Annotated in this window: 20 protein-coding genes; 5 read left to right on the forward strand and 15 right to left on the reverse strand. The window is 72.5% G+C overall.

Annotated features, from left to right (window positions below; all coding sequences use genetic code 11):
* Positions 1–52: 52 nt before the first annotated feature.
* From HEK131_RS06075 to HEK131_RS06125, 11 genes are all read right to left on the reverse strand, one after another.
* Positions 53–1,447 (reverse strand): NAD(P)/FAD-dependent oxidoreductase, encoded by a 1,395-nt coding sequence (locus tag HEK131_RS06075; protein ID WP_244333927.1) that lies wholly within the window; start codon positions 1,445–1,447, stop codon positions 53–55.
* Complete coding sequence (locus tag HEK131_RS06080) at positions 1,440–2,657, reverse strand: MAB_1171c family putative transporter (protein WP_244333928.1); 1,218 nt, start codon at positions 2,655–2,657, stop codon at positions 1,440–1,442. The genes HEK131_RS06075 and HEK131_RS06080 overlap by 8 nt, the downstream gene beginning before the upstream one ends.
* An 11-nt stretch (positions 2,658–2,668) precedes the next feature.
* Positions 2,669–3,265, reverse strand: a complete 597-nt coding sequence (locus HEK131_RS06085) for a toxin-antitoxin system, toxin component family protein (RefSeq protein WP_217460428.1) — start codon at positions 3,263–3,265, stop codon at positions 2,669–2,671.
* A 128-nt stretch (positions 3,266–3,393) separates the two neighbouring features.
* Complete coding sequence (locus HEK131_RS06090) at positions 3,394–6,363, reverse strand: beta-galactosidase (protein WP_244333929.1); 2,970 nt, start codon at positions 6,361–6,363, stop codon at positions 3,394–3,396.
* Between the two features lie 206 nt (positions 6,364–6,569).
* Positions 6,570–8,363 (reverse strand): pyridoxal phosphate-dependent aminotransferase, encoded by a 1,794-nt coding sequence (locus HEK131_RS06095; RefSeq protein ID WP_244333930.1) that lies wholly within the window; start codon positions 8,361–8,363, stop codon positions 6,570–6,572.
* 118 nt (positions 8,364–8,481) lie between these two features.
* A complete protein-coding gene (gene mmsB / locus HEK131_RS06100) occupies positions 8,482–9,714 on the reverse strand; it encodes a multiple monosaccharide ABC transporter permease (RefSeq protein ID WP_244333931.1) in 1,233 nt (410 codons plus the stop codon).
* Positions 9,711–11,240, reverse strand: coding sequence for a multiple monosaccharide ABC transporter ATP-binding protein (gene mmsA / locus HEK131_RS06105; protein WP_217462354.1), 1,530 nt, complete (start codon positions 11,238–11,240; stop codon positions 9,711–9,713). The genes mmsB and mmsA overlap by 4 nt, the downstream gene beginning before the upstream one ends.
* Before the next feature lie 38 nt (positions 11,241–11,278).
* Positions 11,279–12,397 (reverse strand): multiple monosaccharide ABC transporter substrate-binding protein, encoded by a 1,119-nt coding sequence (gene chvE, locus HEK131_RS06110; RefSeq protein ID WP_244333932.1) that lies wholly within the window; start codon positions 12,395–12,397, stop codon positions 11,279–11,281.
* Positions 12,398–12,465: 68 nt separating this feature from the next.
* Positions 12,466–13,434: a hypothetical protein gene (locus HEK131_RS06115; RefSeq protein ID WP_161148332.1), complete on the reverse strand. Its 969-nt coding sequence runs from the start codon at positions 13,432–13,434 to the stop codon at positions 12,466–12,468.
* Positions 13,435–13,514: 80 nt separating this feature from the next.
* Positions 13,515–14,510 carry a zinc-dependent alcohol dehydrogenase gene (locus HEK131_RS06120; RefSeq protein WP_244333933.1) on the reverse strand — a complete coding sequence of 332 codons (996 nt, stop codon included), beginning with the start codon at positions 14,508–14,510 and terminating at the stop codon, positions 13,515–13,517.
* Positions 14,507–15,664, reverse strand: coding sequence for a mandelate racemase/muconate lactonizing enzyme family protein (locus HEK131_RS06125; RefSeq protein WP_244333934.1), 1,158 nt, complete (start codon positions 15,662–15,664; stop codon positions 14,507–14,509). The genes HEK131_RS06120 and HEK131_RS06125 overlap by 4 nt, the downstream gene beginning before the upstream one ends.
* A 201-nt stretch (positions 15,665–15,865) precedes the next feature.
* Between HEK131_RS06125 and HEK131_RS06130 the strand changes: the two genes are divergently transcribed.
* Positions 15,866–16,717: an SCO2400 family protein gene (locus HEK131_RS06130; protein ID WP_244333935.1), complete on the forward strand. Its 852-nt coding sequence runs from the start codon at positions 15,866–15,868 to the stop codon at positions 16,715–16,717.
* 351 nt (positions 16,718–17,068) lie between these two features.
* Positions 17,069–18,226: a serine hydrolase domain-containing protein gene (locus HEK131_RS06135; RefSeq protein ID WP_244333936.1), complete on the forward strand. Its 1,158-nt coding sequence runs from the start codon at positions 17,069–17,071 to the stop codon at positions 18,224–18,226.
* Positions 18,227–18,325: 99 nt separating this feature from the next.
* Here the strand turns inward: HEK131_RS06135 and HEK131_RS06140 are convergent, their stop codons facing one another.
* Positions 18,326–19,348 carry an NADP-dependent oxidoreductase gene (locus HEK131_RS06140; RefSeq protein WP_244333937.1) on the reverse strand — a complete coding sequence of 341 codons (1,023 nt, stop codon included), beginning with the start codon at positions 19,346–19,348 and terminating at the stop codon, positions 18,326–18,328.
* Between the two features lie 96 nt (positions 19,349–19,444).
* On the opposite strand from HEK131_RS06140, the gene HEK131_RS06145 reads away from it, so the two are divergent.
* Positions 19,445–19,897, forward strand: a complete 453-nt coding sequence (locus HEK131_RS06145) for a MarR family winged helix-turn-helix transcriptional regulator (RefSeq protein ID WP_217462782.1) — start codon at positions 19,445–19,447, stop codon at positions 19,895–19,897.
* Between the two features lie 51 nt (positions 19,898–19,948).
* Positions 19,949–20,737, forward strand: a complete 789-nt coding sequence (locus HEK131_RS06150) for an EI24 domain-containing protein (protein ID WP_244333938.1) — start codon at positions 19,949–19,951, stop codon at positions 20,735–20,737.
* 187 nt (positions 20,738–20,924) lie between these two features.
* On the opposite strand, the gene HEK131_RS06155 is transcribed toward HEK131_RS06150, so the two are convergent.
* Positions 20,925–21,896 (reverse strand): aldose epimerase family protein, encoded by a 972-nt coding sequence (locus HEK131_RS06155; RefSeq protein WP_244333939.1) that lies wholly within the window; start codon positions 21,894–21,896, stop codon positions 20,925–20,927.
* A 21-nt stretch (positions 21,897–21,917) separates the two neighbouring features.
* The gene (locus HEK131_RS06160) at positions 21,918–22,793 is read right to left on the reverse strand and encodes an SGNH/GDSL hydrolase family protein (protein ID WP_244333940.1); all 876 of its coding nucleotides are present in this window, start codon (positions 22,791–22,793) and stop codon (positions 21,918–21,920) included.
* Positions 22,794–23,058: 265 nt separating this feature from the next.
* On the opposite strand from HEK131_RS06160, the gene HEK131_RS06165 reads away from it, so the two are divergent.
* Entirely contained in the window at positions 23,059–23,553 is a 495-nt protein-coding gene (locus HEK131_RS06165) for a DUF3145 domain-containing protein (protein ID WP_161147600.1), read from the forward strand.
* A gap of 82 nt (positions 23,554–23,635) precedes the next feature.
* On the opposite strand, the gene fabF is transcribed toward HEK131_RS06165, so the two are convergent.
* On the reverse strand, positions 23,636–24,898 hold the full coding sequence (gene fabF, locus HEK131_RS06170) for a beta-ketoacyl-ACP synthase II (protein WP_217462786.1): 1,263 nt from the start codon (positions 24,896–24,898) through the stop codon (positions 23,636–23,638).
* Between the last annotated feature and the right edge of the window lie 4 nt (positions 24,899–24,902).

The raw sequence follows: 24,902 nt of genomic DNA on the forward strand, positions 1-24,902 counted from the left end.
CCGAGCGGGCTGAACGGACTGAGCGACCTGAGCCCGGCGAAGGATGCCGGGGCTACAGCAGCCCCGCCGCCTTCCGCTCCGCCGTCGTCATGGGCGGCCCGGACAGCGGCGGGCGCAGCGGGCCCACGGCGGCCGCGAGCAGCATGCGCGGCGCGAGCAGCACCTGCGCGCCCGCCTCCAGCGAGGTCACATCGGTCACCCGGCGCGCGACCCGGCCGTTGCCGGTGGCGGTCAGCAGCAGCCGGCCGACGTACGCGGAGACCAGCCGGTCCCGGACGGTCGGGCCGGCCGGCGTGGCGCCGGGGTAGAACACGTCGGCGCCGATCGCCAGGTCCCAGGCGGCACGGACCGTACGGCCCACCGCCCGCTGCGCCCGCCGGGCCAGCCCCGGAGCGCCGAGCCCGCCCTGCCGCAGCACCGCCTCCCGCAGGGCCACGGCCGACCGTGCCGCGACCGACATGCCGTGCCCGTACACCGGGTTGAGCGCGCACAGGGCGTCGCCGAGGACGACGAACCGCTCCGGCCACCGCGGTGAACGCTCATGGAAGAAGCGCCGGTTGGCGGTGGTGCGGGTGACCGTGACACCTGTCAGCGGTTCGGCGTGCGTCAGCAGCTCGCCGATCAGCGGATGGCGCAGCTCCTCACGCGCGTACCGGAGGAACTCGGCCCCGGTGGCGGGCGGTTCGTCGGCCCGGCCGCCGATCAGGGTGACGAGCCACTTGCCGTCCTCGACGGGCAGCAGCACACCGCCGCGCCCGGTGCCCGAACCCCGCTGGTCGGGCTCGATGTTGACGACAGGGAAGCCCTCCCGTGCCCCTTCCGGCGCCCGGAACAGGCGGCTGGCGTAGGTCAGCCCCGAATCGACCTCCCGCCGCGCCGGCTCGGGCAGGCCCAGCTCCATCAGCCAGTGGGCGGCGCGGGAGCCGCGCCCGGTGGCGTCCACGACCAGGTCGGCGTCCAGGGTGCGTTCGGCGCCGTCGCCGCGCACCCGCACCCCGGTCACGGCCTGGCCGGTGCCGGTCACGCCGAGGGCCTCGGTGCGGTCCAGCAGTTCTATCGCGTCGTCCGCCAGCACCAGGTCACGGACCACCCGGTCCAGCAGATCGCGGCCGGCGGGCAGCATGAACGCCGACTCCGGCCAGCGCCGGTACCAGCCGTGCGCCGACAGCACCACCATGTCGGTGGTCACCGGCACCCGGTTCACCCCGGCCGCCCGCAGCGCGTCCTGCGCTCCGGGCAGCAGCTCCTCCAGTGCGCGGGCGCCGCCCGACCAGAGCTGGTGGACGTGGCGCGCCTGGGGCAGCCCCTTGCGCGGCTCGGACCCCGAGGGCAGGGCGTCCCGCTCCACCACCGTGACGCGGGCCCCTGTCGAGGCCAGGGCGCGGGCCGCGAGCAGACCGGCCAGGGAGCCGCCGAGCACGACGGCCGTGGGCTTGCGTTCACTCATGTGCGGCAACGCTCTCTGCTGGATCGGCGGCCGCACGGGCGCGGACCGCCGAGATCTCGTCGGGACGGCGGAGGGCTCGGGAGACGGCCCCGATCTCCTGGAGCAGGTTCGTGGTGTCCGGCGCGGTCACCGTGGCGGGCGGCTCCGGCATCCGCGCCTTGGCCTCGACCGCGTCCAGGATGGTCACCGCCGAGGCCAGCGCCCTCGCCCTCTCGTCCGGGTGGCCGAGGGCGAGGGCGCCGGCGTACGCGCGGGCGCCGAGGGCGGTGTCGAGGTGCCGGGCCAGTGGCAGCAGTACGTCCCGGATGAACGTCTCGCGCCGGGTCAGCCGCAGCTCCGGTGTCGCCCGCAGCACGAACGGCACGCCCTCGCCCGCCGACGCCCGCATCAGCAGGTACAGCGGCCGCAGTTCGCGGTGGGCGAGCCGGACCCGCCAGCGGTCGCGGGCGTACTGGCCCGCGTGCGGCAGGATGAACCCGACCGCGATCAGGATGGCGGACAGCGCGGCCACCGGGGGCGCGAGGTCGGTGCTCAGCCAGTCCAGGTCGCCGCCCAGCCAGCGCGCGCCGACCGCGACCAGCTTGGCCGCGTCGAAGATCAGGTTCAGCACGTAGCCGACGCCCAGCAGCTTCAGCCCCCAGCGCAGCCAGGCGTCCAGCCCCTCGGTGCGCACCCAGTTCCACAGCAGCCGCGAGGTGATCAGGCAGGCCACGGCGTGCGCGACGAGGTAGAGCAGGATCTCCTCGCGTATGAACGGGGTGGTGGCGTAGTAGGTGTCCAGGTCCCGCAGCCGCTCCACCGGCACGTCGGCCAGCCAGAACAGCAGCCAGAGCACGGCGATCACCCCGCTGTACACCGACACCACCCAGCGCCGGGCCCGCCGGGTGACGGCCGAGCGGTCGGCCGGGCCGTTGCGCCAGGTGATGATCAGCAGCAGACAGGAGCCGCAGAACGCGGTGAGCAGCGAATAGCACCAGGGTGCCGAGATGTTGGGTACGCCGGTGAGCCGGTTCACCCACGCGATGGTGGACGGCGAGCAGAACACGAAGACCCCGCAGGCCACCAGCAGCAGACCGCCGACCGCGCGCAGCAGCGGGTCGCGCCACAGCCGGATGATCGTGGGCAGCTTGATCACCAGCGCGATGCCGAGCACCGCCGTCGGGATCCAGAACGAGATCGAGAAGTCCCGCAGGGTGGCTGCGGGTTCCATGACCGGCACGCTCACCTCGCGGCCCCGCCACGGCCGCGATAGCCGAGGGAACGCTGTACGAGGTCCAGCGGCTCGGCCGGGCGTCCGAGCCGGGAGCGGAACAGGGTGGCCAGCCGGTGGCCGAAGTCCTCGGCGGCGGCCTCGTCGGCCTCGCGGGAGCCGTCGCGGGCGGCGACCGTCAGCGCCCGCTCCTCCCAGCCGGACCCCTCCGCGAGCGCCAGGGTGGCGGGGCCGAGGGGCGGATGGTGCCGGTGCCCGGCGTGCAGATGCCACAACTCATGTCCCAGGATCACCAGTTGCTGCACGGCCTCGGCGCGCTCCTCCACGATGACAAGGTCGAAGTCCTGGAACTCCACCCACAGCCCGGTGACCTCGATCTCGTCCGGGAAGCGCTCGAACCGCAGCTCCACCGGCCGCCCGCCCCGGCGCGCGCTCATCGCCGCGCACAGGGCACGGCACACACCGCGTACGTCGGTCGGAGGCCGCGGCGACGCGGCCACTTCGGCGGCGAGTTCCCTGGCCAGGGAGCGCATCGTGTGCCCATGCCGGGAGGGACGCAGCCGGGCGGCCAGTCGTGCCGCTCGCGCCCGTGCGCCCGCGCTGACCATGTGCCGCCCTCTCCTCCTTCACCCCGCCCCGTGGCCGGACGGTCCGAGCGTACGCGCACGGGTGTGTCCACGTCATGCGGATCAGCGGGCATGGTTCAACCGAGAACCACCCGCGCGCGTACCGGTGTTCAGTGGCCGGGAGAGGGCACCGGAGTCACCGGGATGCCGCCCGCGGCCGCGCCCAGCAGGGTCAGGCTCACCTTGCCCGGACCGGACAGTGTGGTGAACTCGGACAGCACCGCCAGCGCCAGTGTGTTGGTGCCACGTGTGCGCAGGATGCCGTTCGGCAGCACGAAGGTGTGCTGCGGGCCCACGTTGTTGATGTACTGCCCCATGTTCCAGCCGTTGAGGAAGATCTGCGCCCGGTAGGCCCGGTACGGATCGTCCTCCAGGCGCAGCCCCACCGAGGCGTCCACGTCACCCGGCACCGACAGCCGGAACGTGGTGCGGTACCAGGTCACGCCCTGGCGCCGCTCCTCCCTCGGGAAGCCGACCGGCTCCCAGTCCCGGTCGCGGAGGCCGGGCAGGTGCCAGCCCTCCCGCTCCCCGTACAGCCCGCCGGTGTTCAGCGGGCCGCGCACCGGGTCCGTGCCCCGTTCGCCCTGGAGCCGCCAGGACACCTTCGGCGCCGCCCCCGTGAAGGACACCGAGGTCAGACCGCGGGCCGCCTTGTGGGTGTCGTCGCCCTTGCCGTCCTGGTCGTGCTGCATGCGCCGCACCAGGACCGACAGCACATGGCGGCCGGGGGAGCGCAGTTCCGGGCGCACCGGGAAGGTGGCCGTCGCCTCCCAGGTGCCCTTGCGGATCGTGGTCGTCTTGTCCGGCACCGGCAGCCGGTGGGTACCCAGCGGCTCCCCGTCCAGCCAGGCCATCAACAGCCCCTGGGTGCCGCTGCTGTAGGCGAGCGAGACCTCCTCGATCCGGGAACTCCCGCTGAAGGAGCCCCGGTACCAGACGTCGCCGTAGTGGAAGCCGTAGTCGTCGGCGAACAGCACCGGGCCGCCCTTGGGGACGGGGGTGGTGCTGTGCGACGACGTGCGGTCCGCGCGGCGCCACTTGGAGTCGTCGAAGCCCGGACCCGCCTCCGGGTTCTCGGTGCGCATGCGCCAGCCGGTCAGCTCCGGGAGCCGCACCTCCGGCACGCCGGGCAGGGTGGCGGTCGTCATCAGGCTGCCGGAGAGGGTGACCCGGGCCGGCACCCGGCGCCCGTTCCACACCAGGGTGTCGGCGCCGCGCGGTCCCCACACCTCGATCACCGACGCGCCGTCCAGATCACCGGTCAGCCGCACCTCGGAGCCGTGCACCTCGGCGTGGCGCAGCAGCGCGGGGCCGTACACCACGAGGGTGCCGGAGGGGGTGTCGAAGGGGAAGATCCGCATCGAGGTGGCGTCGTCCGCGAAGAGCAGTACCAGCGGGGTCTCGGTCTCGCCCCCGGTCACCAGCACCCGGCTCAGTCCGGCCTCCCCGAGCGGGGCGCTGACGTGCAGCTCACCGCGCTCGTACGCCCAGCCGGCCTCCGGGTCCAGACGGGTGACGGCCGGCTCCTGCGGGCAGTCGAGCACCAGGTCCGCCATGTCGCCCCGGCGGCCCGCGAAGACGGCGACGTCCCGCTTGCCCGCCGTCACGCTCATCACGGGCTGGGCGGTGCTGTGCTTCATCTTCCGCTTGCCCAGGCGCAGTCCGGTCGCCAGCATGCGGGCGTCGCGCGCGGGCACGGTGATCCGCAGCTTGCCGGCGTCCGTCGGAAGCTCGGCGGTGACCGGCTTCGTGCCGTCGTTGCGGGTGACGTACACATGCGCGCCCGTGTCCGGGTTCGCCAGGTGGTAGACCTTCAGCCCAGCCACCGTCACGTCCGCCGCCCGGTCCAGCCGCGCGAAGTCCGGCATCCGCTGGAACAGATGCCCCAACTGGTGCATCGGCGCCATCTTCGCGGTGACGTTGCGGGCCTCGTCGATGGCCGCGCCGTAGTCGTACGAGGTGTAGACGACCGGCGCCGGCAGCCAGCCCCAACTGGTGCCGCCGAACGTCATGTAGACGTTGTGCAGGGTGAGACCGTTGGCCAGGTTGGTCAGGTAGAAGCGGCGCTCGTAGGCCGAGTCACGGGTGCGCCGGGCCTCCGCGTACCCCTTGCCGCCGAACCAGGCGCCGCCCCACGGGTCGAACCAGCCGCCCCCGAACTCCGGGGTGAAGCCGGGAGTGCGCGGCGAGGCGGTCGAGCCACCGGTTGGCCCGCCCGGACCGAACTTCCCCCAGTCCGGCGGGTTCTGGGACGGCGAGGGGTAGCCGTCGAAGCCGTACAGGTAACCGCCCTCCTCACCACCGGTGTCGAAGGAGCCCGGCGTCCAGTGGCCGTTGCGACCCTTGTCGTTGTGGAAGAGGGGTACGTCGATGCCGTCCGACCGCACCTTCTTGTACAGGTGGGACATGTACTCCCGGCCGGTCGCCTCGGTGACGTGGGAGTCGTACTCGTTCTCGATCTGGTAGAGCAGGACCGTGCCGCGGCCCTGGGTGAACAGGTGCTTGCGGGCGATCCGGTCGACCTGCGTCAGCCACTCGTCCACATGCCCCAGGTAGGTGGGGTCGGCCGTACGCGCGGTGCCCTCGGTCGTCGTCAGCCAGCCGGGGAAGCCGCCGCCGTCGACCTCGGCGTTGATGTACGGGCCCGGCCGCAGGATGACGTACAGACCCGTCTCGGCGGCCGTGCGCAGGAACAGGTCCAGGTCCCGGATGCCGGTGAAGTCGTAGGTGCCGGGCGCGGGGGAGTGGTAGTTCCAGGAGACGTACACGCTCACCGCGTTGAAGCCGTGCGCCCGCATCTTCTGGAGCACGTCACGCCACAGCGACGGGCTCGGCAGCCGGAAGGGGTGCATCTCGCCCGACCACACCACCAGCCGCCGCCCGTCGACCAGCAGCGAGTACGGGTCGTAGCCGATGGTGTGGCGGCGGCCGTCGGCACGCGGCGGGGCGGGCGGGGGACCGGTGGGCACGCTCCGTGCCGCGAACGCCGAGGGCGCGCCCGGACCACCGCTGCCGCCCAGGGCGAAGCCGAGCGCGGCACAGCCGGTCAGGGCACTGAAAGTACGTCTGCTGAGCGCCAAGGAATCCTCCGGTCGACCCCATAACGAGCGTGGGTCCGGCCATTGTCCACGCCCCGTCAGCTCCGGCCGACCCACGGGGCCCCCGGCGTGGGCGAATCACCCGGTACGGGGGGATGGCCGCGCGGTGAAGCGGGCGGAAACGGGACAGCTCGCACAGACGTGCGCCTCGGCTGCGGGGACCTCTGCGGCGCAAGGGCGGCGGGGCGTCAGCCCATCTGGCCCGCAGGAGCCGCGCCCGCCGCGTTCGGCCAGCTCTGGGCGTTGGGCCAGCCGGTCGCGGGGGCCGTGGTCAGGCCGGGCGTGGCGGGGGCGGCGACGGGGGGCGCGGTCATGCCGCGCACCTGCGCGGCCGTCAGGCCGCCGCGCGCGGGGACGCCGGGCGGGGTCGGGCCCAGGGCGGCGGCGGGTGCGGGGACGGGGGCGGCCATCGGGGCGGCCATGGGAGCTCCCATGGGGGCGGCCATGGGAGCCGCGGCGACGGCGGCGGCCGCGGGGGCCGGGTAGGGGGACGCCGGGACGGGCTGCTGGGGCATGGGGACCGGGGGTGCCATGGGCGCGGGCTGCGGCGGCGGGGCGGGGGCCCGCTGCGGCACCGGCTGCTGGGGCACCTGCTGGGGCGGGGCCGGCTGCTGCGGCGGCGCGGGCTGGGGGGCGGGGCCCGGCTGGGCCGCCGGTACCGGCATCCCGACGCCCGGTGGGGGCGAGGCGGCGGGGAGCGGCATGCCGGTACCGGCGGCCAGGGCGGCGGCGATGACGGGTGAGCCGGAGGTGGCCGGGGCGGCCAGCCGGACTCCTGCCCCGTTGGTCTCGCCGACCAGCCGGTCCACCGCCGCCGTGCCCGAGCTGTAGCTGGTCCCGGAGCCCAGCTCGGGTACGGCGGCTTCCCTCCTGGGCTCGTAGAGCACCTGCTCCAGACCGGCCACCAGACGGTGGACGTCGGTCTCGGGGCGCACCACGAGTCTCAGGAAGCGGCTGGACGAACCGATCTTGTTGCCGCACTCGCGGACCAGGATCCGGTGCTCGGTGAGCAGCCTGTCCCGGACCACGGTGCCCTCGGCGCCCAGGGGGAGGCGCACGAAGAGGAAGTTGCCCTGCGAGGGGTAGACCGTCAGACCCGGCAGCGCGGACAACTGGCTCGCCATCTCCAGCCGGTCGCGCCGCACCTGGAGCAGGCTCTGCGTGTACTCGGTGCCGTGCTGCTTCAGCATGAACACCACGTACTCGGCGAAGGAGTTGAGGTTCCACTTGGGCAGCATCGAGCGGACCTTGTTCGCGAGGCCCGGGTTGGCCACCAGGTAGCCGAACCGGATGCCGTGCAGGCCGAAGTTCTTGCCGAGGCTGCGCAGGACGATCACGTTGGGTCTGAGCATCGCCTCCTGCACCACGCTCGGCTCCGACTCGGCGTCGGCGAACTCCAGGAACGACTCGTCGATCACCACCAGGTCCAGGTCGGCCATCGCGTCCATGAACTGCACCACCGACTGCCGGGGCAGGAAGCCGCCGTCGGGGTTGTTGGGGTTGCAGATGACCGCCACCCGCGTGCCCCGGGCGCGGATGAACTCCGCGTACCGGCCGAGGTCCAGCGCGAAGCCGTTGGCCTCCTGGAGCGGGAACATGTCGACCCGCTTGCCGGTCTCCATCGGCTGGTCGGTCCAGCGGCCGAAGGTGGGGACGGGCACCGCGAGGGACTCGCGGACCAGCAGATGGTCGATCCAGGTGATCAGCTCGGTCGAGCCGTTGCCCATCGCCACGCACTGCGGGGGGAGCTGGAGCAACTGGCACAGCTCGGCGGTGATGGTGTCGGCGCCGCTCGGGTAGTACGTGATGATCTCGCGCAGCCGGGACGCCATCTCCTCGAACATGGCGGGGGTCGGGAAGTAGGGGTTGCACGGGATGCAGAAGTCCACCGGACCCGTACCGTCGCTCTCCCGCGCCAGCGCCGCCATCGAAGGGCTGTGCGCGGCGGTGCTGCGGAACAACGAGGTGACGTTGTCGGGCAAGGGGACCTCCGAGGACGGGTGGCCCGCGCGGGGGACGCGGGCCATCCATGCATACGGAGGACTCCGGGATGGTGTTCAACTCGCTTTCCATGTGAGCCACTTCACTTGAAGGCTCATCTCACGCGCCCGACCTGCGCTTGTTCCAGACGTCGAAGCCGACGGCCAGCAGCAGCGCGAGCCCCTTGATCACCTGCTGCCAGTCGGTGCCGACGCTCAGCAGGTTCATGCCGTTGTTCAGCACCCCGAGGACGAGCCCGCCGATGATCGCGCCGAGGACGGTGCCGACCCCGCCGCTCATGGAGGCGCCGCCGATGAACGACGAGGCGATGGCCTCCAGTTCGAAGTTGACCCCGGCCTTCGGCGAGGCCGCGTTCAGCCGGGCGGCGACCACGAGGCCGGCGAGGGCCGCGAGGACGCCCATGTTCAGGAAGACCAGGAAGGTGACCTTCTTGTCCTTCACCCCGGACAGCTTCGCCGCGGGCAGGTTGCCGCCGATCGCGTACACGTGGCGCCCGAAGACCGCGTTGCGCATGACGTAGCCGTAGCCGACGACCAGGACGCCGAGGGCGATCAGGATGATCGGGGCGCCCTTGTAGCTGGCGAGCAGCATGGTCAGGGCGAGGATCGCGGCGACCAGGGCGGCCAGCTTGAGCGCGAACAGCCTCAGCGGAGGCACCTGGAGCGCGAACTCCGCCTGCCTGCGCCGCCCTTGGACCTCCTGCCAGACCACGGCCGCGATCAGTGCAAGCCCGAGCAGCAGCGTCGGGTTGTGGTAGTCGGTGTCGGGGCCGAAGGCGGGCAGGAAGCCGTTGCCCAGCTTCTGGAGCCCGTCCGGGAACGGTCCCAGGGTCTGCCCCTTCAGCAGGATCTCCGTCAGCCCCCGGAAGAGCAGCATCCCGGCGAGCGTCACGATGAACGACGGGATGCCCAGGTAGGCGATCAGATACCCCTGCACCGCCCCCGCCGCCGCGCCCACCAGCAGGCAGAGCACCAGCGCGAGCGGCCAGGGCACGTCGTGCCGCACGTTCAGCACGGCCAGGAACGCCCCGACGAACGCGGTCAGCGAGCCCACCGACAGGTCGATGTGCCCCGAGATGATCACCAGCATCATCCCGATCGCCAGCACCAGGATGTAGCTGTTCTGCAGCACCAGGTTGGACACGTTGCGCGGCAGCAGCAGGTCCCCGTCGGTCCACACCGCGAACAGGGCCACGATCAGGCCGAGCGCGATCACCATCCCGTACTGGCGCATGTTGCGGCGCAGGCCGTCCAGCATCAGCCGGAGCACGCCCGGTCCGGCGGGCGGTCCGCCGCGCTCCGGCGGTGCCGGGGCCGTCACGTCCGCGCTCATGGCGTCACCTCTTCGTCTCTGGTCATCAGGCGCATCAGCGCTTCCTGTGTGGCCCCGGCCCCTGGCACCTCGCCGGTCAGCCGCCCGGCGGCCATGGTGTAGATCCGGTCGCACATGCCGAGCAGCTCGGGCAGTTCGGAGGAGATGAAGACGACCGCTCGGCCCTCGGCGGCGAGCCGGCCGATCACGGTGTAGATCTCGTACTTGGCGCCCACGTCGATGCCCCGCGTCGGCTCGTCCAGGATCAGCACGTCCGGGTCCGCGAAGATCCACTTGCTGAGGACGACCTTCTGCTGGTTGCCGCCCGACAGCCGGCCCACCGGCTCCAGCACCGTCGGCGCCTTGATGTTCATGGCGGTACGGAACCCCTCCGCCGCCCGGCGCTCCGCGTGCTCGTCCACGATCCCGCGCCGGGCCAGCTTGCCCAGCGCGGTCAGCGAGACGTTGCGGTGCACGGTGTCGATGAGGTTGAGCCCGTAGTGCTTGCGGTCCTCGGTGACGTACGCGATCCCGTGCCCGACCGCCTCCGCCACGGTCCGGGTACGGATCTCCCGGCCGTCCTTGAACACCGTGCCGCCCGCGTACCGGCCGTAGGAGCGGCCGAACACGCTCATCGCCAGCTCGGTGCGGCCCGCGCCCATCAGCCCGGCGATGCCGACGATCTCGCCCCGGCGCACCTCGATCGATACGTCGTCGACGACCTTGCGCTGCCGGTCGATGGGATGCCGTACGGTCCAGCCGCGCACCTCCAGCGCGGGGGCCGCCCCCGACTCCGCCTGGTGCGGCGGGCGTTCGGGGAAGCGGTGGTCGAGGTCGCGGCCGACCATGCCCGCGATGATCCGCTCCTCGGTGGTCTCCGGCGCCCGCACGTCCAGGGTCTCCACCGAGCGGCCGTCCCGGAGGACGGTCACCGAGTCGGCGACCCGGCGGATCTCGTTCAGCTTGTGCGAGATGACGATGCAGGTGATGCCCTGGGCCTTCAACTCCAGGATCAGGTCCAGGAGTTTCCCGCTGTCCTCGTCGTTCAGCGCGGCCGTCGGCTCGTCCAGGATCAGCAGCCGCACCGACTTCGCCAGCGCCTTGGCGATCTCCACCAACTGCTGCTTGCCCACGCCGATGTCCGCGACCCGGGTCTCCGGGTGCTCGTCCAGGCCGACCCGGCGCAGCAGCTTCGTGGCGTGCCGCAGGGTCTCCGTCCAGTCGATCAGACCGCGCCGGGCGTGCTCGTTGCCGAGGAACAGGTTCTCCGCGAGGGAGAGGTAGGGCACCAGGGCCAGTTCCTGGTGGATGATGACGATGCCCTGCCGCTCACTGGCCCGGATGTCCCGGAACCGGCACTCCTCCCCCTCGAAGCGCACCTCGCCCTCGTAACTGCCGTACGGATGGACGCCGGAGAGCACCTTCATCAGGGTGGACTTCCCGGCACCGTTCTCCCCGCAGATGGCGTGCACCTCGCCGGGGCGGACGGTCAGGGTGACGTCGGAGAGGGCCTTGACGCCGGGGAAGGTCTTGACGATCGAGCGCATCTCGAGCACGGGCCCGGCCGTGCTGGGGGATTCGGCCGTCACTTGAGCTGGGACTCGGTGTAGTAGCCGCCGTCGACCAGGACCTCGCGGTAGTTGCCCTTGTCGACGCTGACCGGCTGGAGTAGATAGGCGGGCACGACCTTGGCACCGTTGTCATAGGTCTTGGAGTCGTTGACCTCGGGCTTCTTGTCCTTGAGGGTGGCGTCCACCATGTCGGCCGCGACCTCGGCGAGCTTGCGGGTGTCCTTGTAGACGGTCTGCGTCTGCTCCCCGGCGATGATCGACTTCACCGACGCCAGCTCCGCGTCCTGCCCGGTGACGACCGGCAGCGGCTTGCCCTTCTGGCCGTACCCGTCCGACTTCAGCGCGGACAGGATGCCGATGGAGATGCCGTCGTAGGGGGAGAGCACCGCGTCTACCCGGCCGGAGCGGTAGGCCGAGGTCAGCAGGTCCTCCATGCGGTGCTGGGCGGTGGTGCCGTCCCAGCGCAGGGTGGTGACCTGGTTGAGCGCGGTCTGCCCGGACTTCACCACGAGCTGCTTCTTGTCGATGTACGGCTGGAGCACCTTCATCGCGCCGCCGAAGAAGTACTTGGTGTTGTTGTCGTCGTTGGACCCGGCGAACAGTTCTATGGAGAACGGCCCCTTCTTGCCGCTGTCCAGCCCGAGCCGGTGCGTGATGTAAGTGGCCTGCAGCTCGCCGACCTTCTCGTTGTCGAAGGAGGCGTAGTAGTCGACGTTCTTCGTGCCGAGGATCAGCCGGTCGTAGGCGATGACCGGGATGTGGGCGTCGGCGGCCTCCTGGAGCACGTTGTTCAGGGACTTGTTGTCGATCGCCGCGATGACCAGGCCCTTGACGCCCTGGGTGATGAGGTTCTCGATCTGGGCGACCTGGGTGTCCGGGTCGTCCTCGCCGTAGACCAGCTTGGTCTTGTACCCCTTGGCCCGCAGGTCCTTGACGACGTTGGCGCCGTCCGCGATCCAGCGTTCGGAGGACTTGGTGGGCATGGCGACGCCGATGGTGCCGCCCTTGGCGTCGCCGCCCTTGTCCTCGGCCCCGCCCTCGCCGCTCTGCCCGCAGGCGGTCAGGGTGAGGGCGAGTACGGCGGTCGCGGCGAAGGCGACTCTGGGGGAGCGTGCGGTGAACCGGTCGCGCATGGTGAACCGTCCTTTTTCGTCTCGGCGTTGAGCGGGTCGGGCCGTGCGTGGTGCGGGGGTCGTACGGGTCACGCGGTGGTCGGGAAGCGGTGCAGCGGGCCGGGCAGGCGGGTGCCCAGCGGAGCCATGCCCTGGTCGGCGCCGTGCCGGGCGAGCAGGTCCAGCGCCAGCCGGCCGCGCCGCACCCGCTCCCGCGCGGTGTCCAGGGCCACGCTCCTGAGGTGGGCGCCCCACGGATAGATGCCGGGCGCCTTCGACAGGCCGAACTTCAGGTACAGCGGGGCGCCGCGCCGGATCAGCTCGGCCACCTCGTACATCCGTACCTGGCCGCCGAGGTCGTCCGGTGCCTCGATGTACATGTCCATGGGGGCGCCGGAGACCCGGCGGATCTCGGTGAGATGGGCGAGGGTGAGATCGCCGGGCACGTTGATCGAGTCGGCGCCCAGCCGCTCGAACACCGCGTAGGAGACCGGGTTGACCGGGCCGATCAGCGCGGAGACCTTGAGCGTGGTGTCCGCCGGGAGCACCCCGGACTCCCGTGCCCGGTGCAGCGCCCACAGCACGCCCTCATCGGCCACCAGCAGGCAGCGCACGCCCAGTTCGGTCGCGCGCACCGCGTCCTCGACGCAGCCGGCCACCGCGTCGTGGCCACGGGCGCGCGGGCCGGCGCCACGCGAGTCGGAGCGCACCGCGCCCCCGATGTCCCAGGTGCCGCGTGGCCCGGTGAACAGACACAGCTCGATGCCGCGTTCGCGGGTCGCCCCGGCCATCTCGGTGATCTCGGCGTCCGTCAGCATCCACACGCCGCTGCCCTGGCTGATCCGGTGCACCGGAACGTCCAGCCGGTCCGCCTCGGCGAGCACGACGGCCAGCGCCTCGGGTCCCTCGCACGACGGGATCTCGGTGCGCCAGGTACCCCCGCCCGGAAAGCGGTGCGGGGAGGCGTCGGCCGGGTCGGGGGCGGGCGCGCCCAGTCCCAGAGCGGCGAGCGCCTGCTCACCGGGCCTGCGGACTGCCGGAGCGGAAAGGTCGGTCACGGGCTGCCTTTCGTGTTCGGTATGCCGGACAGGGTTCGGATCTTCGGGCGGGAGGGCCTCAGGGGCCGCGCGGGTGCGGGTCAGGGCAGCAGGAGCACCTTCCCCACCCCCGGCCCGGCCAGCCCGACCGCCCGCGCGAACTCCGTCAGCGGCAGCCGGTGCGTCACCAGGGGCAGCGGGTCCAGCAGCCCGGCGCCGAACAGCCGTACCGCGTGCGCCCAGGCCGCCGGGGGCGCGCCGAAGACCGTGCGCACCTCCAGCCGCCGTACGACGAGGTCGGCCGGGTCGAGGCCGTCGGCACCCGGTGCCGGGATGCCGGTCAGCACCAGGCGTCCACCGCGCCGGAGCAGTGCGGCCGCCGTGCGGGCGGCCTCGGCGGAGCCGGCGGCCTCGATCACCACGTCGAAGCCGCCGGGCAGGTCCGTGCCGCTCAGGCCGAAGGTGGTGGCGCCGAACTCCTTGGCCAATGCCTCGCGTTCGCGGTCGAGTCCCACCACCAGCAGCTCCCTGGGCGAGACCGCGGCGAGGAAACGCACCGCGAGCATCCCCAGCGTCCCCGCGCCGACCACCGCCACCCGCTCGCCCGGCCGGGCGTCGGCCAGCAGCGCGGCGGCCGCGACACAGGCGGCGGGCTCCAGCAGGGCGGCCGCGGTGAGGTCGGCGCCGTCGGGCAGCGGATGCAGCAGCCGGGCGGGCAGGGTGAGCGTGGGAGCCATCGCGCCGGGCCGGGTGAAGCCGGTCTCCTCGTACCCCGCCTCGCACAGCGTCGTCTCGCCCGCGTGGCAGCGCTCGCACACCTGGCAGTTGCGGAACCCCTCGCCGACCACCTTGCGGCCCGCCAGATCCTCCGGCACCCCGGCGCCCACCGCGCGGACCGTCCCCGACCACTCGTGGCCGGGCACCACCGGGTAACGCACGTACTGCGCGGGCCGGTTGCCCCGGTACAGCTCGCGGTCGCTGCCGCAGACGCCGACCGCGTGCACGGCGACCAGCGCCTCGCCGGGGCCCGGCGGGCGGGGCGTGTGCGGCTCCAGCCGGTGCGCGCCCGGCGCCTCGACCACGACCTGGACGCTCACATCGTCCCCTTCGGCCGGCGCCGCTCCCAGCCCTCGGCCCACAGGTCGAACCGGGCCTGCTGCTGGGGGAACTCGGCTGCCGCGTCGGTGTCCAGCTCGACGCCGAGACCGGGGGCGTCGGAGAGGTGGAAGTAGCCGTCGACCACCTCGGGCGCACCCTTGACCACGTTCTTGATCTCCGCGTCCGCGAAGTCGTTGAAGTGCTCCAGGATCTTGAAGTTCGGCGTACTGAAACCGACTTGGAGCGAGGCGGCGGTGAGGACCGGGCCGCCGACGTTGTGCGGGGCGAGCAGCATGTAGTGGGTCTCGGCGGTCGCGGCCAGCTTGCGCGTCTCCCAGATGCCGCCGATGTGCCCGACGTCCGGCTGGAGGATGTCCGCCGCCTGGCTCTCGAACAGCTCGCGGAACTCGATCCGGTCGTGCACGCGCTCCCCGGTGGCGACCGGGATGTCCACCCTGGCGGCCACCTTCTGGAGCGCCTTCAGATTCTCCGGCGGCACCGGCTCCTCCAGCCACGCGGGCTCGAAAGGCGCCAGTTCGCGGGCTAGCCGGATCGCGGTGGCGGGGGAAAAGCGGCCGTGCATCTCCAGCATCAGCTCGGTGTCCGGCCCGATCGCGTCCCGTACGGCCTCGATCAGCGAGACGGCGTACCGGGTCCGCTCGTGGTCCAGCTCGAAGTGGCCGGTGCCGAACGGGTCGATCTTCAGGGCCCGGTAGCCCCGGTCCACGACCGCGCGGGCCGCCTCGTGGTACGCCTGAGGGGTGCGTTCGGTGGTGTACCAGCCGTTGGCGTACGCCTTGACCCGGTCGGTGACCTTCCCGCCGAGCAGTTGCCACACCGGTACGCCGAGCGCCTTGCCCTTGATGTCCCAGCAGGCCATCTCGATGACCGCGATCCCGGACATCACGATCTCCCCGGCCCGGCCGAAGTCGCCGTACTTCATCCGGCGGACCAGGTCCTCCACGGCGAACGGGTCCGAGCCCACGACGTGGTTGGCCTCGGCCTCCCGCAAGTAGCCGAGCAGGGCGTCGGTGTGGCCGAGCATGCGGGTCTCCCCGACGCCGGTGAGCCCTTCGTCCGTGTGGACCTGCACATAGGTCAGATTGCGCCACGGTGTGCCGACCACATGGGTGCTGATTCCGGTGATACGCACGCCCGTCCACCCCTCGGTGTTCGAAATTTCGTCATGCGTTCGAAATGCTGGCGCGACAGTAGGGAGCGGGCGCGGGGGGTGTCAATGGGGTGAACACGTAACGGTTCCGGCAACGGGATGCGGAGGATTTCCGGTCCCGCACCAAACCTTCACAGCGGCACCTAGGAACGTGACCCGGGTGGAATCTAGTCTTCCCGCGTCATGGACTACTGCCACCCGTGCCGACGGCACCTCAACGGCGCCCTGGCCTGCCCCGGCTGCGGCGCGCCCGCTCTGACAGCCGTCGCGCCGGTCACCCACGCCCCGGCGGGCACGGTGGCGGACCCCTACGGACCGAGCGCCGCCTCCCAGGGACAGGCCGCCCCGGCCCCCGCGGCCGACGCTGCTCCCGTCCCCGCCCCCGACGCCGCTCCCGTCCCCGAGCCGCCGAGAGTGCCCCAACAGGCCGACAGACGCGGGACGTACGAGCCGCCCGCCGGATCCGCCGCCCCCGAGCCCGCGTACGACGATCCGGACCCCGACGAGCCGGACGATCCCGCCCCCGACGGCAGCAGACGCGACCGGAAGGCCGCAGCGCACCGCCGCCGCAGACGCCGCACCCTCATCGTGGCCACCGGGTTCGTACTGGCGGCGGGCGCCCTGAGCCTCGCCGAACTGGGCACCGACGCCCCCTTCTCCTTCGACCGGCCCGCCGCCTCCGGCGACGCCTCCCCGGACGGCGGCGCGGCCTCCGTCCCGCCCGACGCGACCGGCGCGGCGCCGGGCAGCGCCTCCGCCGCCGCGACCAGCGCCCGCAGCGCCTCGGCCTCACCCTCGGACTCGGCCTCCGCGTCCCCGTCCGAGTCCCCCACCGAGAAGGCGTCCGAGTCCCCGTCGGCCGAACCGGTCACCGAACGCCCCGCCACCACCCCCGGGGACTCGGCCCCGGCCCCCGCCCGTCCGGCGCCGGCCAAGCCCACCCCCACCCCGACCGCGGCCCCCACCACCTCCGGCCCGGCCCCCCAGCCCACCCCGACCAAGAGCTGCGACCGCTTCCTGTGGTGGTGCACGTAGGCGCCGCGGCGCACGCCGTGACCTCCGGGGGCGTCCCTGCCATGGCCCCCGGCGGGCCGAACCGCTGTGTACCGGCGGCGTCCGACCCGCAGGCGCGCCCCGACGGCCTGCGTCCGCCGCCCCGGCACGGGTAGGCGCACGCCCTGAGACCCGGCCGCCCGTCCGTGCCCCGGTCGCTGCCGTACGAACCCCCGTGCCATCGGCCATCCGGGGCAACGGTGACACCAACCGGGCCCCGCGGCGGTTGAGTCGAACAGGTACATCTCGCCGTACACGACCTCGGAATGCGCCGGCCGGATCCGGCGCCGTGCGAGGAGGAGCAGCGAGCAGCGGCTCAGTTGAGGAGAGCGGATGAGTCAGGACATCGACGTCCAGGGCACGGTCGCCGAGGGGTTCGAGGCGGTGCGCGAGGAATTCGCCGCGTTCGTCTCCGGTGAACAGCCAGATTACGAAGGCCAGTTGTGCGCCTATGTGGACGGCCGCCGGGTCGTCGACCTGTGGGCGGGTGACGACGTGGACGGCGGCTCGCTGTACGGCGTCTTCTCCTCCACCAAGGGCGCCGCCCATCTGGTCGCGGCCCTGCTGGTCCAGGACGGCACACTGGAACTGGACCGCAAAGTCACCTACTACTGGCCCGAGTTCGGTGTCGAGGGCAAGGGTGCGCTGACCCTGCGCGACCTGCTCGCGCACCGCGCCGGACTGGTCGGCACCGACACCGGCTTCAGCGCGGCCGAGCTGGCCGACGACCGCGCGCTCGCCGAACGCCTCGCCGACCAGCGCCCCTTCTGGCGCCCCGGCACGGCCTTCGGCTACCACTCGCTGACGATGGGCGCCCTCACCGGCGAGGTGGTCCGCCGGGCCACCGGCCACACCCTCCAGGAGCTGTACGAGGAGCGGGTCCGCGCCCCCTACGGGCTGGACTTCCACCTCGGACTGCCCGCCTCGCGCGAGCCCCGGTTCCGCGCCACCCAGCCCATGATGCCGACCCCGGCCCAGCAGGCGGAGGCCGAGCTGCGCCGCAGCGGTCCGCACACCCTCCCGGCCATCGCCATAAACCAGCATGCCCCGCAGCCCACCGACCTCCAGGCGCTGCCGAACGACCGCGCCGTCCGCGCGAGCGGGCAGGCATCCGTGGGCGGGGTCGCCTCGGCGCGCGGTCTGGCCGGGATGTACGCGGCGATGATCAGCGAGGTGGACGGGAAGGCGCCGCTGCTCAAGAGCGACGTCCTCGCGGAGTTCGGCCAGCCGCACTCGGTCGGCCACGACCTGGTGACCCGCGCCCGCGGGGTGTTCGGTCTCGGCTTCGAGTGCACGGCCGACTCCTGGCACCCCTTCCTCGGGGCGGGCACCGTCGGCCACTGCGGCGCGGCCGGCTCACAGGCGTTCGCCGACCCGCGCAGCGGCCTCGCCTACGGCTACACCCGCCGCCGCTTCGCCCACCCGGGCGGCGCGGCGGCGGAGAACGACCGCCTGGCGGCGGCCGTGCACCGGGCGGCGCTGGGCGGCTGAGCCGGGACATGGCGAAAGGCCGCACCCCACGTCCAGGGATGCGGCCTTCCGCCCGGCCCAACGACCGGCACCGGGTCCACGTCACCGGTGCGTGCCGGATCAGAGCTTGACGATCATCTTTCCGGTGTTGTCGCCGCGCAGCACCCCGAGGAACGCCTCCAGCGTGTTCTGGATGCCGTCCACGACCGTCTCGCGGTACTTCAGCTCGCCCGAGGCGACCCACGGCCCGACCTCGCCCACGAACTCCGGCTGGAGGTCGTAGTGGTCGCCGACCAGGAAGCCCTCGATGCGGCCGCGGGTCTGGATCAGCCGGGTGAGGTTGTTCGGGCCGGGGGCGGGCTCGGTGTTGTTGTAGACCGAGATCGCGCCGCAGATGGCGATGCGGCCGTGCAGGTTGAGCGCGCCGATGGCGGCCTGGAGGTGGTCGCCGCCGACGTTGTCGAAGTACACGTCGATGCCGTCCGGGGCGGCCGCGCGGAGCTGCTCGTCCACCGGGCCGTCCTTGTAGTTGAACGCGGCGTCGAAGCCGTACTCGTCCACCAGCAGGCGGACCTTCTCGTCGGACCCGGCCGAGCCGATGACCCGCGAGGCGCCCTTCAGCTTGGAGAGCTGGCCGACCTGGCTGCCCACGGCCCCGGCGGCGCCGGAGACGAAGACGACGTCGCCCTCCTTGAAGCCGGCGGTGCGCAGCAGACCGGCGTACGCGGTCAGACCGGTCATGCCGAGCACGCCGAGGTACGTCGACAGCGGCGCGGCGTCCGGGTCGACCTTGACGGCCTTCTTCGCGTCCACGGCCGCGTACTCGCGCCAGCCGAGGAAGTGCAGCAGATGGTCGCCGACCTCGACGCCGTCGACGTCGGAGGCGACGACCACGCCCACCGCGCCGCCCTCCATCGGCTCACCCAGCCCGAACGGGGCGGAGTAGGACTTCGCGGCACTCATCCGGCCCCGCATGTACGGGTCCACCGAGAGGTATTCGTTCCGCACCAGCACCTGGCCCTCGCCGGGTACCGGCAGCGGCACCTCGACGAGCGCGAAGTCCTCGGGCTCCGGCCAGCCGACCGGACGGCGCAGCAGGTGCCACTCGCGGCTCACCGCGGGAAGGGTGGGGGAGTCGGACATGGGGGACGACCTTCTTCCTCAAAAATGCTTCAGAACCTGAAACAACCATGCGCCTGAATATTTCAGGATGTCAAGTAACCCGGTATCCTGGACGGCATGTCCACCCCGCCGCCACGTCCCGCCGCGCACCACCGCGCCGCCGACCCCCTGGCCATGGAGGTCGTCGAGCTGATCGGCGACGTCGTGGCCCGCTTCTACGCGGACTACGAGGAGGCCGCGGCCACCCACGCGCTCACCGGTCCGCAGGCCCGGCTGCTCAGCCTCCTCGCCCTCGAACCGCTGCCCATGCGCAAGCTCGCCCAGCGGCTGAAGTGCGAGCCGTCCAACGTGACCGGGATCGTGGACCGGCTGGAGGCGCGCGGCCTGGCCGAGCGCCGCCCCGACAGCGCCGACCGCCGGGTCAAGCTCGCCGCCGCCACCGAGGAGGGGCTGCGGGTCGCCCGCGAGCTGCGCGAGGGTCTGCGCTTCGCCCGCGAGCCCCTCGCCGGCCTCTCCGCCGACGAACGCGCCTCCCTGCGCGACCTGCTGCGCCGCATGCTGGGCGCCTGAACCGCCGACCGGCCGCCCGGCCCCCGCGCGGCGCCGGGTAAAGTCCCCGTCATGCGTGACTTCGGGGTGGGGTTCCGTCATCTCCTCAGCGGCCAGCGGTGGGTGGCCCGGCACGGACGGCAGTACGGCTTCGGGCTGCTGCCCGGCCTGATCACACTCGTCCTCTACACGGTGGCGCTGGTCGCGCTCGCCCTGTGGGGCTCGGACGCCGTCTCCTGGGCGACCCCGTTCGCCGACGACTGGGCCAGTCCCTGGCAGGGCGTGTTCCGGGGCTTCCTCACCGTCGTGCTGTTCGCCCTCGCCCTGCTGCTGGCGGTGCTCACCTTCACCGCAGCCACCCTGCTGCTCGGCCAGCCCTTCTACGAGAGCCTGTCGGAGCGCACCGACGCCGACGTCTCGCCCGACGGCACCGCGCCCAGCTCCGACCTGCCCCTGTGGCGCGAGCTGTGGATCTCCGCCCGCGACAGCCTGCGCATCCTGCTGCGCGCCTGCGTCTGGGGCGTCCTGCTCTTCGCGCTCGGCTTCCTGCCCGTCGTCGGCCAGACCGTCGTCCCGGTCCTCGGCTTCTTCGTCACCGGGTTCTTCCTCACCGAGGAACTGACCGCCGTCGCCCTCCAGCGCCGGGGCATCGACCTGCGCGCCCGCCTCGGCCTGCTGCGCTCGCGCAAGATGCTCGCCTGGGGCTTCGGCGTCCCGCTGGGCCTCGCCTTCCTGGTCCCCGTCGTCGCGGTCTTCCTGATGCCCGGCGCGGTGGCCGGAGCCACCCTCCTCGCCCGCGACCTCCTCGGCGAACCCCTCGCCGAGGAACAGCCGGAGAGCGAGCGGCCGGTCACCGCCTGACCACGCACGACGCCCGTTCCGGCGGGCGGAGGAGGCGAAGTCGTGGGGCGCGCGTGAAGGGTTCGTAGGAGAACCCGCCCGGACCCCCGATCCGTGGCCCCGAGCCGCCCGGCGCGGATTAACGTCGACACCAGCCCCGGTCCCGGAACCTGACACCTGGACCGGGGCTGAATGCTGTCCGGGGCCTCTAGCGGACCCCGAAGCCGTACACGGTCTCCGAGCGGTACACCTCGCCCGGCTCCAGCCGGGTGGTCGGGAAGTCCGGGCGGTTCGGCGAGTCAGGGAAGTGCTGGGTCTCCAGCGCCACCCCCTCGCCCGGCGCGAACGGGGCGCCCAGATGGTCGGCGGTGTAGAGCTGGAGGCCCGGCTCGGTCGTCGCCACCGTCAGCACCCGCCCGGACGCCGGGTCGTACAGCTCGGCCACCTCCTCGGCCGCCCCCGTCACGCCCTTGTCCAGCACGAAGTTGTGGTCGTACCCCGAGCCGATCTTGCGGGAGGCGCGGAAGTCGAAGCGCGAGCCGGTCACGTCCAGCGGCTCGCCCGCCGGGATCAGACCGTCGTCCACCGGCGTGTACCGCGAGGCGTCCAGCCGCAGCTCGTGACCGCCCGCGTGGCCCGAGCCGCCCAGGTTCCAGTACGAGTGGTTGGTGAGGTTCACGACCGTCGGCGCGTCCGTCACCGCCTCGTAGGCGATCCGCAGCGCGCCCGACGCGTCCAGCGCGTACGTCGCCGACACCTCCAGCCGCCCCGGGAAGCCCTCCTCGCCGTCCGGGCTGACCCGGCTCAGCCGCAGCCCGTGCTCCACCGGCTCCGCGTCCCACACGTACCGGTCGAAGCCGCGCTCACCGCCGTGCAGCGAGTTGGGCCCGTTGTTCCGCGCCAGGGCGTACGTCCGCCCGTCCAGCGGGAAGCTGCCGCCCGCGATGCGGTTGGCGTACCGGCCCACCAACGCGCCCAGATAGGGCCCCGGATGGTCCACGTAGCCCTGGAGGGACGGGAACCCGAGCACCACGTCCGCCGCGTGCCCCTCCCGGTCCGGCACCTCGGCCGTCTGCACGATCCCGCCGTACGACAGCACCCGGACCCGCACCCCACCGCGCTCGAGCGTCCAGCGGTGCACCTGGGTCCCGTCGGAAAGTGTGCCGAAAAGTTCGCCCATGTGGGAAACCTTAGGTCACGGTCAGCGCTCCGTGACCTTCCGGTACGCGATCTCGGCGAGCCTGGCCTGACCGTCCCGGCTCGGGTGGAACCAGTCCCACTGGCTCAACTGCCCTGTGCCGAAGCGGTAGTCGAAGACCGCGTTGCCGTCGGAGCGGCAGCGCTCGTCCTTCGCGCACACCTCGGCCAGCACCGAGTTGTACGCCTGCACCCGCCGCTGGACCTCCTCCCGGCGCACCGTCGCCGCCTCGGTCAGATCGTCCGCGCCGCGCAGCATCGACGGGCAGATGCCCAGCTTCCACACCTCCTTGCCCAGCGGGTCCGCACGCCCCTGCGACCACAGCCGCAGCAGGTTCGGCACGCTCGCCACGTACACCTGCGTCCGCGGCAGCTTCTCGCGCAGCGCGGCCATCGACCGCTCGAAGTCCGCGCGGAAGTCCGCCACCGGGGTCATCGCCGACACCGAGGAGCGGCAGGCGTCGTTCGCCCCCACCATCACCGTCACCAGCTCCGGCCGGCGCTTCACCGCCAGCGCCACCTGGTCCGGCAGGTCGGCCATCCGGGCTCCGGTCACCGCGTAGTTCCAGCCCCGCTCGGCCGCGCCCCGCCGGCCCAGCAGCCGCACCGCCAGGCTGTCCACCGACGCGTCGCCGCCGGTCGCCCAGGAGACGCTGGGGCAGTCCGAGAGCACCTGGCACGCGTCGAAGCCGCGCGTGATCGAGTCGCCCACCGCCGCGATCGAGTCCGGGCTCGCGTCCCACGCCGGCGACGGCCTCGCCGACGGCCGGGACACGCCCGTGCCCACGCCGTCACCCCGGATGGAGTCACACCCGCTCGCCAGCACGGCCGCCGCCAGCACGGCGAGGACGGCCCGCGCCCGGTGGCCTGGTTTCCGCATCCCCGCAGGTCCCCTCGCTAGTCGGCGCACCGCGTGCCGGTACGCCCACCCATCACAACGCGCGAGGGTTCCCGTCCGGCCACGCTGGAACGGCACACCCCCGTACAAGCGTCCCCCTGGGTGAATGGCGCAGGTTTCCTGGCACCGGGACCGACGGTACGTCACACTCCTTGCATCCCCGCAAGGTAGCCTCGCCATCAGTGCGGCCTTCGCGTCACTGCCGCTCAGTCAGCCGCAAGATGTCCCGCTCAGCCCGGAGGTTCCGGTGACGACACGTGGAGTTCTGTACGTGCACTCCGCGCCGCGCGCGCTGTGCCCGCATGTCGAGTGGGCCATCGCCGGGGTGCTGGGCACACGCGTCAGCCTCGACTGGATCAGGCAGCCCGCCGCCCCCGGCACCTGGCGCTCGGAGTTCTCCTGGCAGGGCGAGGCGGCCACCGCCTCCAAGCTCGCCTCCGCGCTGCGCGGCTGGCAGTTGCTCCGCTTCGAGGTGACCGCCGAGCCCTCCTCCGCCGCCGAGGGCGAGCGCTACAGCTGCACCCCCGACCTCGGCATCTTCCACGCCGTCACCGGTATCCACGGCGACATCCTCATCCCCGAGGACCGCCTGCGTGCCGCCCTCCAGCGCAGCAGGCAGGGCGAGACCGACCTGGAGGCCGAGTTGTCCAAGCTCCTCGGCAAGCCCTGGGACGACGAACTCGAACCCTTCCGCTACGCGGGCGAGGGAGCCCCGGTCCGCTGGCTCCACCAGGTGGTGTGAGCCGCCCGTAGAGCGCTCGTACATGAGGAAGGCCCCCACCTCGGTGGGGGCCTTCCTCATGCTGTGCGTCAGGTTCTGCGCGTCAGACGCTGCGGAACGCCAGCACCACGTTGTGGCCGCCGAAGCCGAACGAGTCGTTCAGCGCGGCGATGCGGCCCTCGGGCAGAGCCCGCGCCTCGCCGACGACGACGTCCGCGTTCACCTCGGGGTCGAGCTCGGAGACGTTGATGGTCGGCGGAGCCTTCCGGTTCACCAGCGCCAGGATGGACGCGACGGTCTCGATACCGCCCGCACCGCCCAGCAGGTGACCCGTCATCGACTTGGTCGCCGAGATGGCCATGTGGTCGACGTCGTCGCCGAAGACCTTCCGCAGCGCCTTGATCTCGGCCACGTCACCCTGCGGCGTCGAGGTCGCGTGCGCGTTCACGTGCACGATCTCCGCCGGCTTCAGGTCGGTCGAGTCCAGCAGGTTCTGCAGCGCCTGCGCGATGCCGTTGCCCGAGGGCTCCGGCTGCGTGATGTGGTGCGCGTCGGCGGAGACGCCCTGGCCGACGGCCTCGGCGTAGATCCGGGCGCCACGCGCCTTGGCGTGCTCCTCGGACTCCAGCACGACGACACCGGCGCCCTCACCGAGCACGAAGCCGTCACGGCCCGAGTCGTAGGGGCGGGAGGCGCCCTCGGGGTCGTCGTTGTTCTTGGACATCGCCATCATGTTGCCGAAGGCGGCGATGGGAAGCGGGTGGATGGCGGCCTCGGTACCACCGGCCACGACCACGTCCGCACGCCCGGTGCGGATCATCTCGATCGCGTACCCGATGGCCTCCGCGCCCGAGGCGCAGGCCGAGACCGGGGTGTGCACACCGGCACGCGCGCCCAGCTCGATACCGACGTTGGCCGCCGGGGAGTTGGGCATCAGCATCGGCACGGTGTGCGGGGAGACGCGGCGTACGCCCTTCTCCTTCAGCACGTCGTACTGGTCGAGCAGGGTCGTCACGCCGCCGATGCCGGAGGCGATGACCGCGCCGAGGCGGTCGGGGTTCACGGACTGGTCCTCACCGGCCTTGGCGGTGTAACCGGCGTCCTTCCAGGCCTCCTGAGCGGCGATCAGCGCGAACTGCGCCGAGCGGTCCAGCTTGCGGGCCTGCGGCCGGGGGATGATCTCGCCCGGCTCGACGGCGATCTGCGCGGCGATCTTGACCGGCAGCTCAGCCGCCCACTCCTGCTCGAGGCGGCTGACGCCGGACCGGCCGGCGAGCAGTGCCTCCCAGGTGGAAGCTGCGTCGCCACCCAGCGGTGTGGTTGCGCCGATACCGGTGACGACCACGGTGCGATTGGTCGGGCTCACGGGA

The organism is Streptomyces seoulensis, assembly GCF_022846655.1.
In the GTDB taxonomy this organism is placed as follows: Bacteria; Actinomycetota; Actinomycetes; order Streptomycetales; family Streptomycetaceae; genus Streptomyces.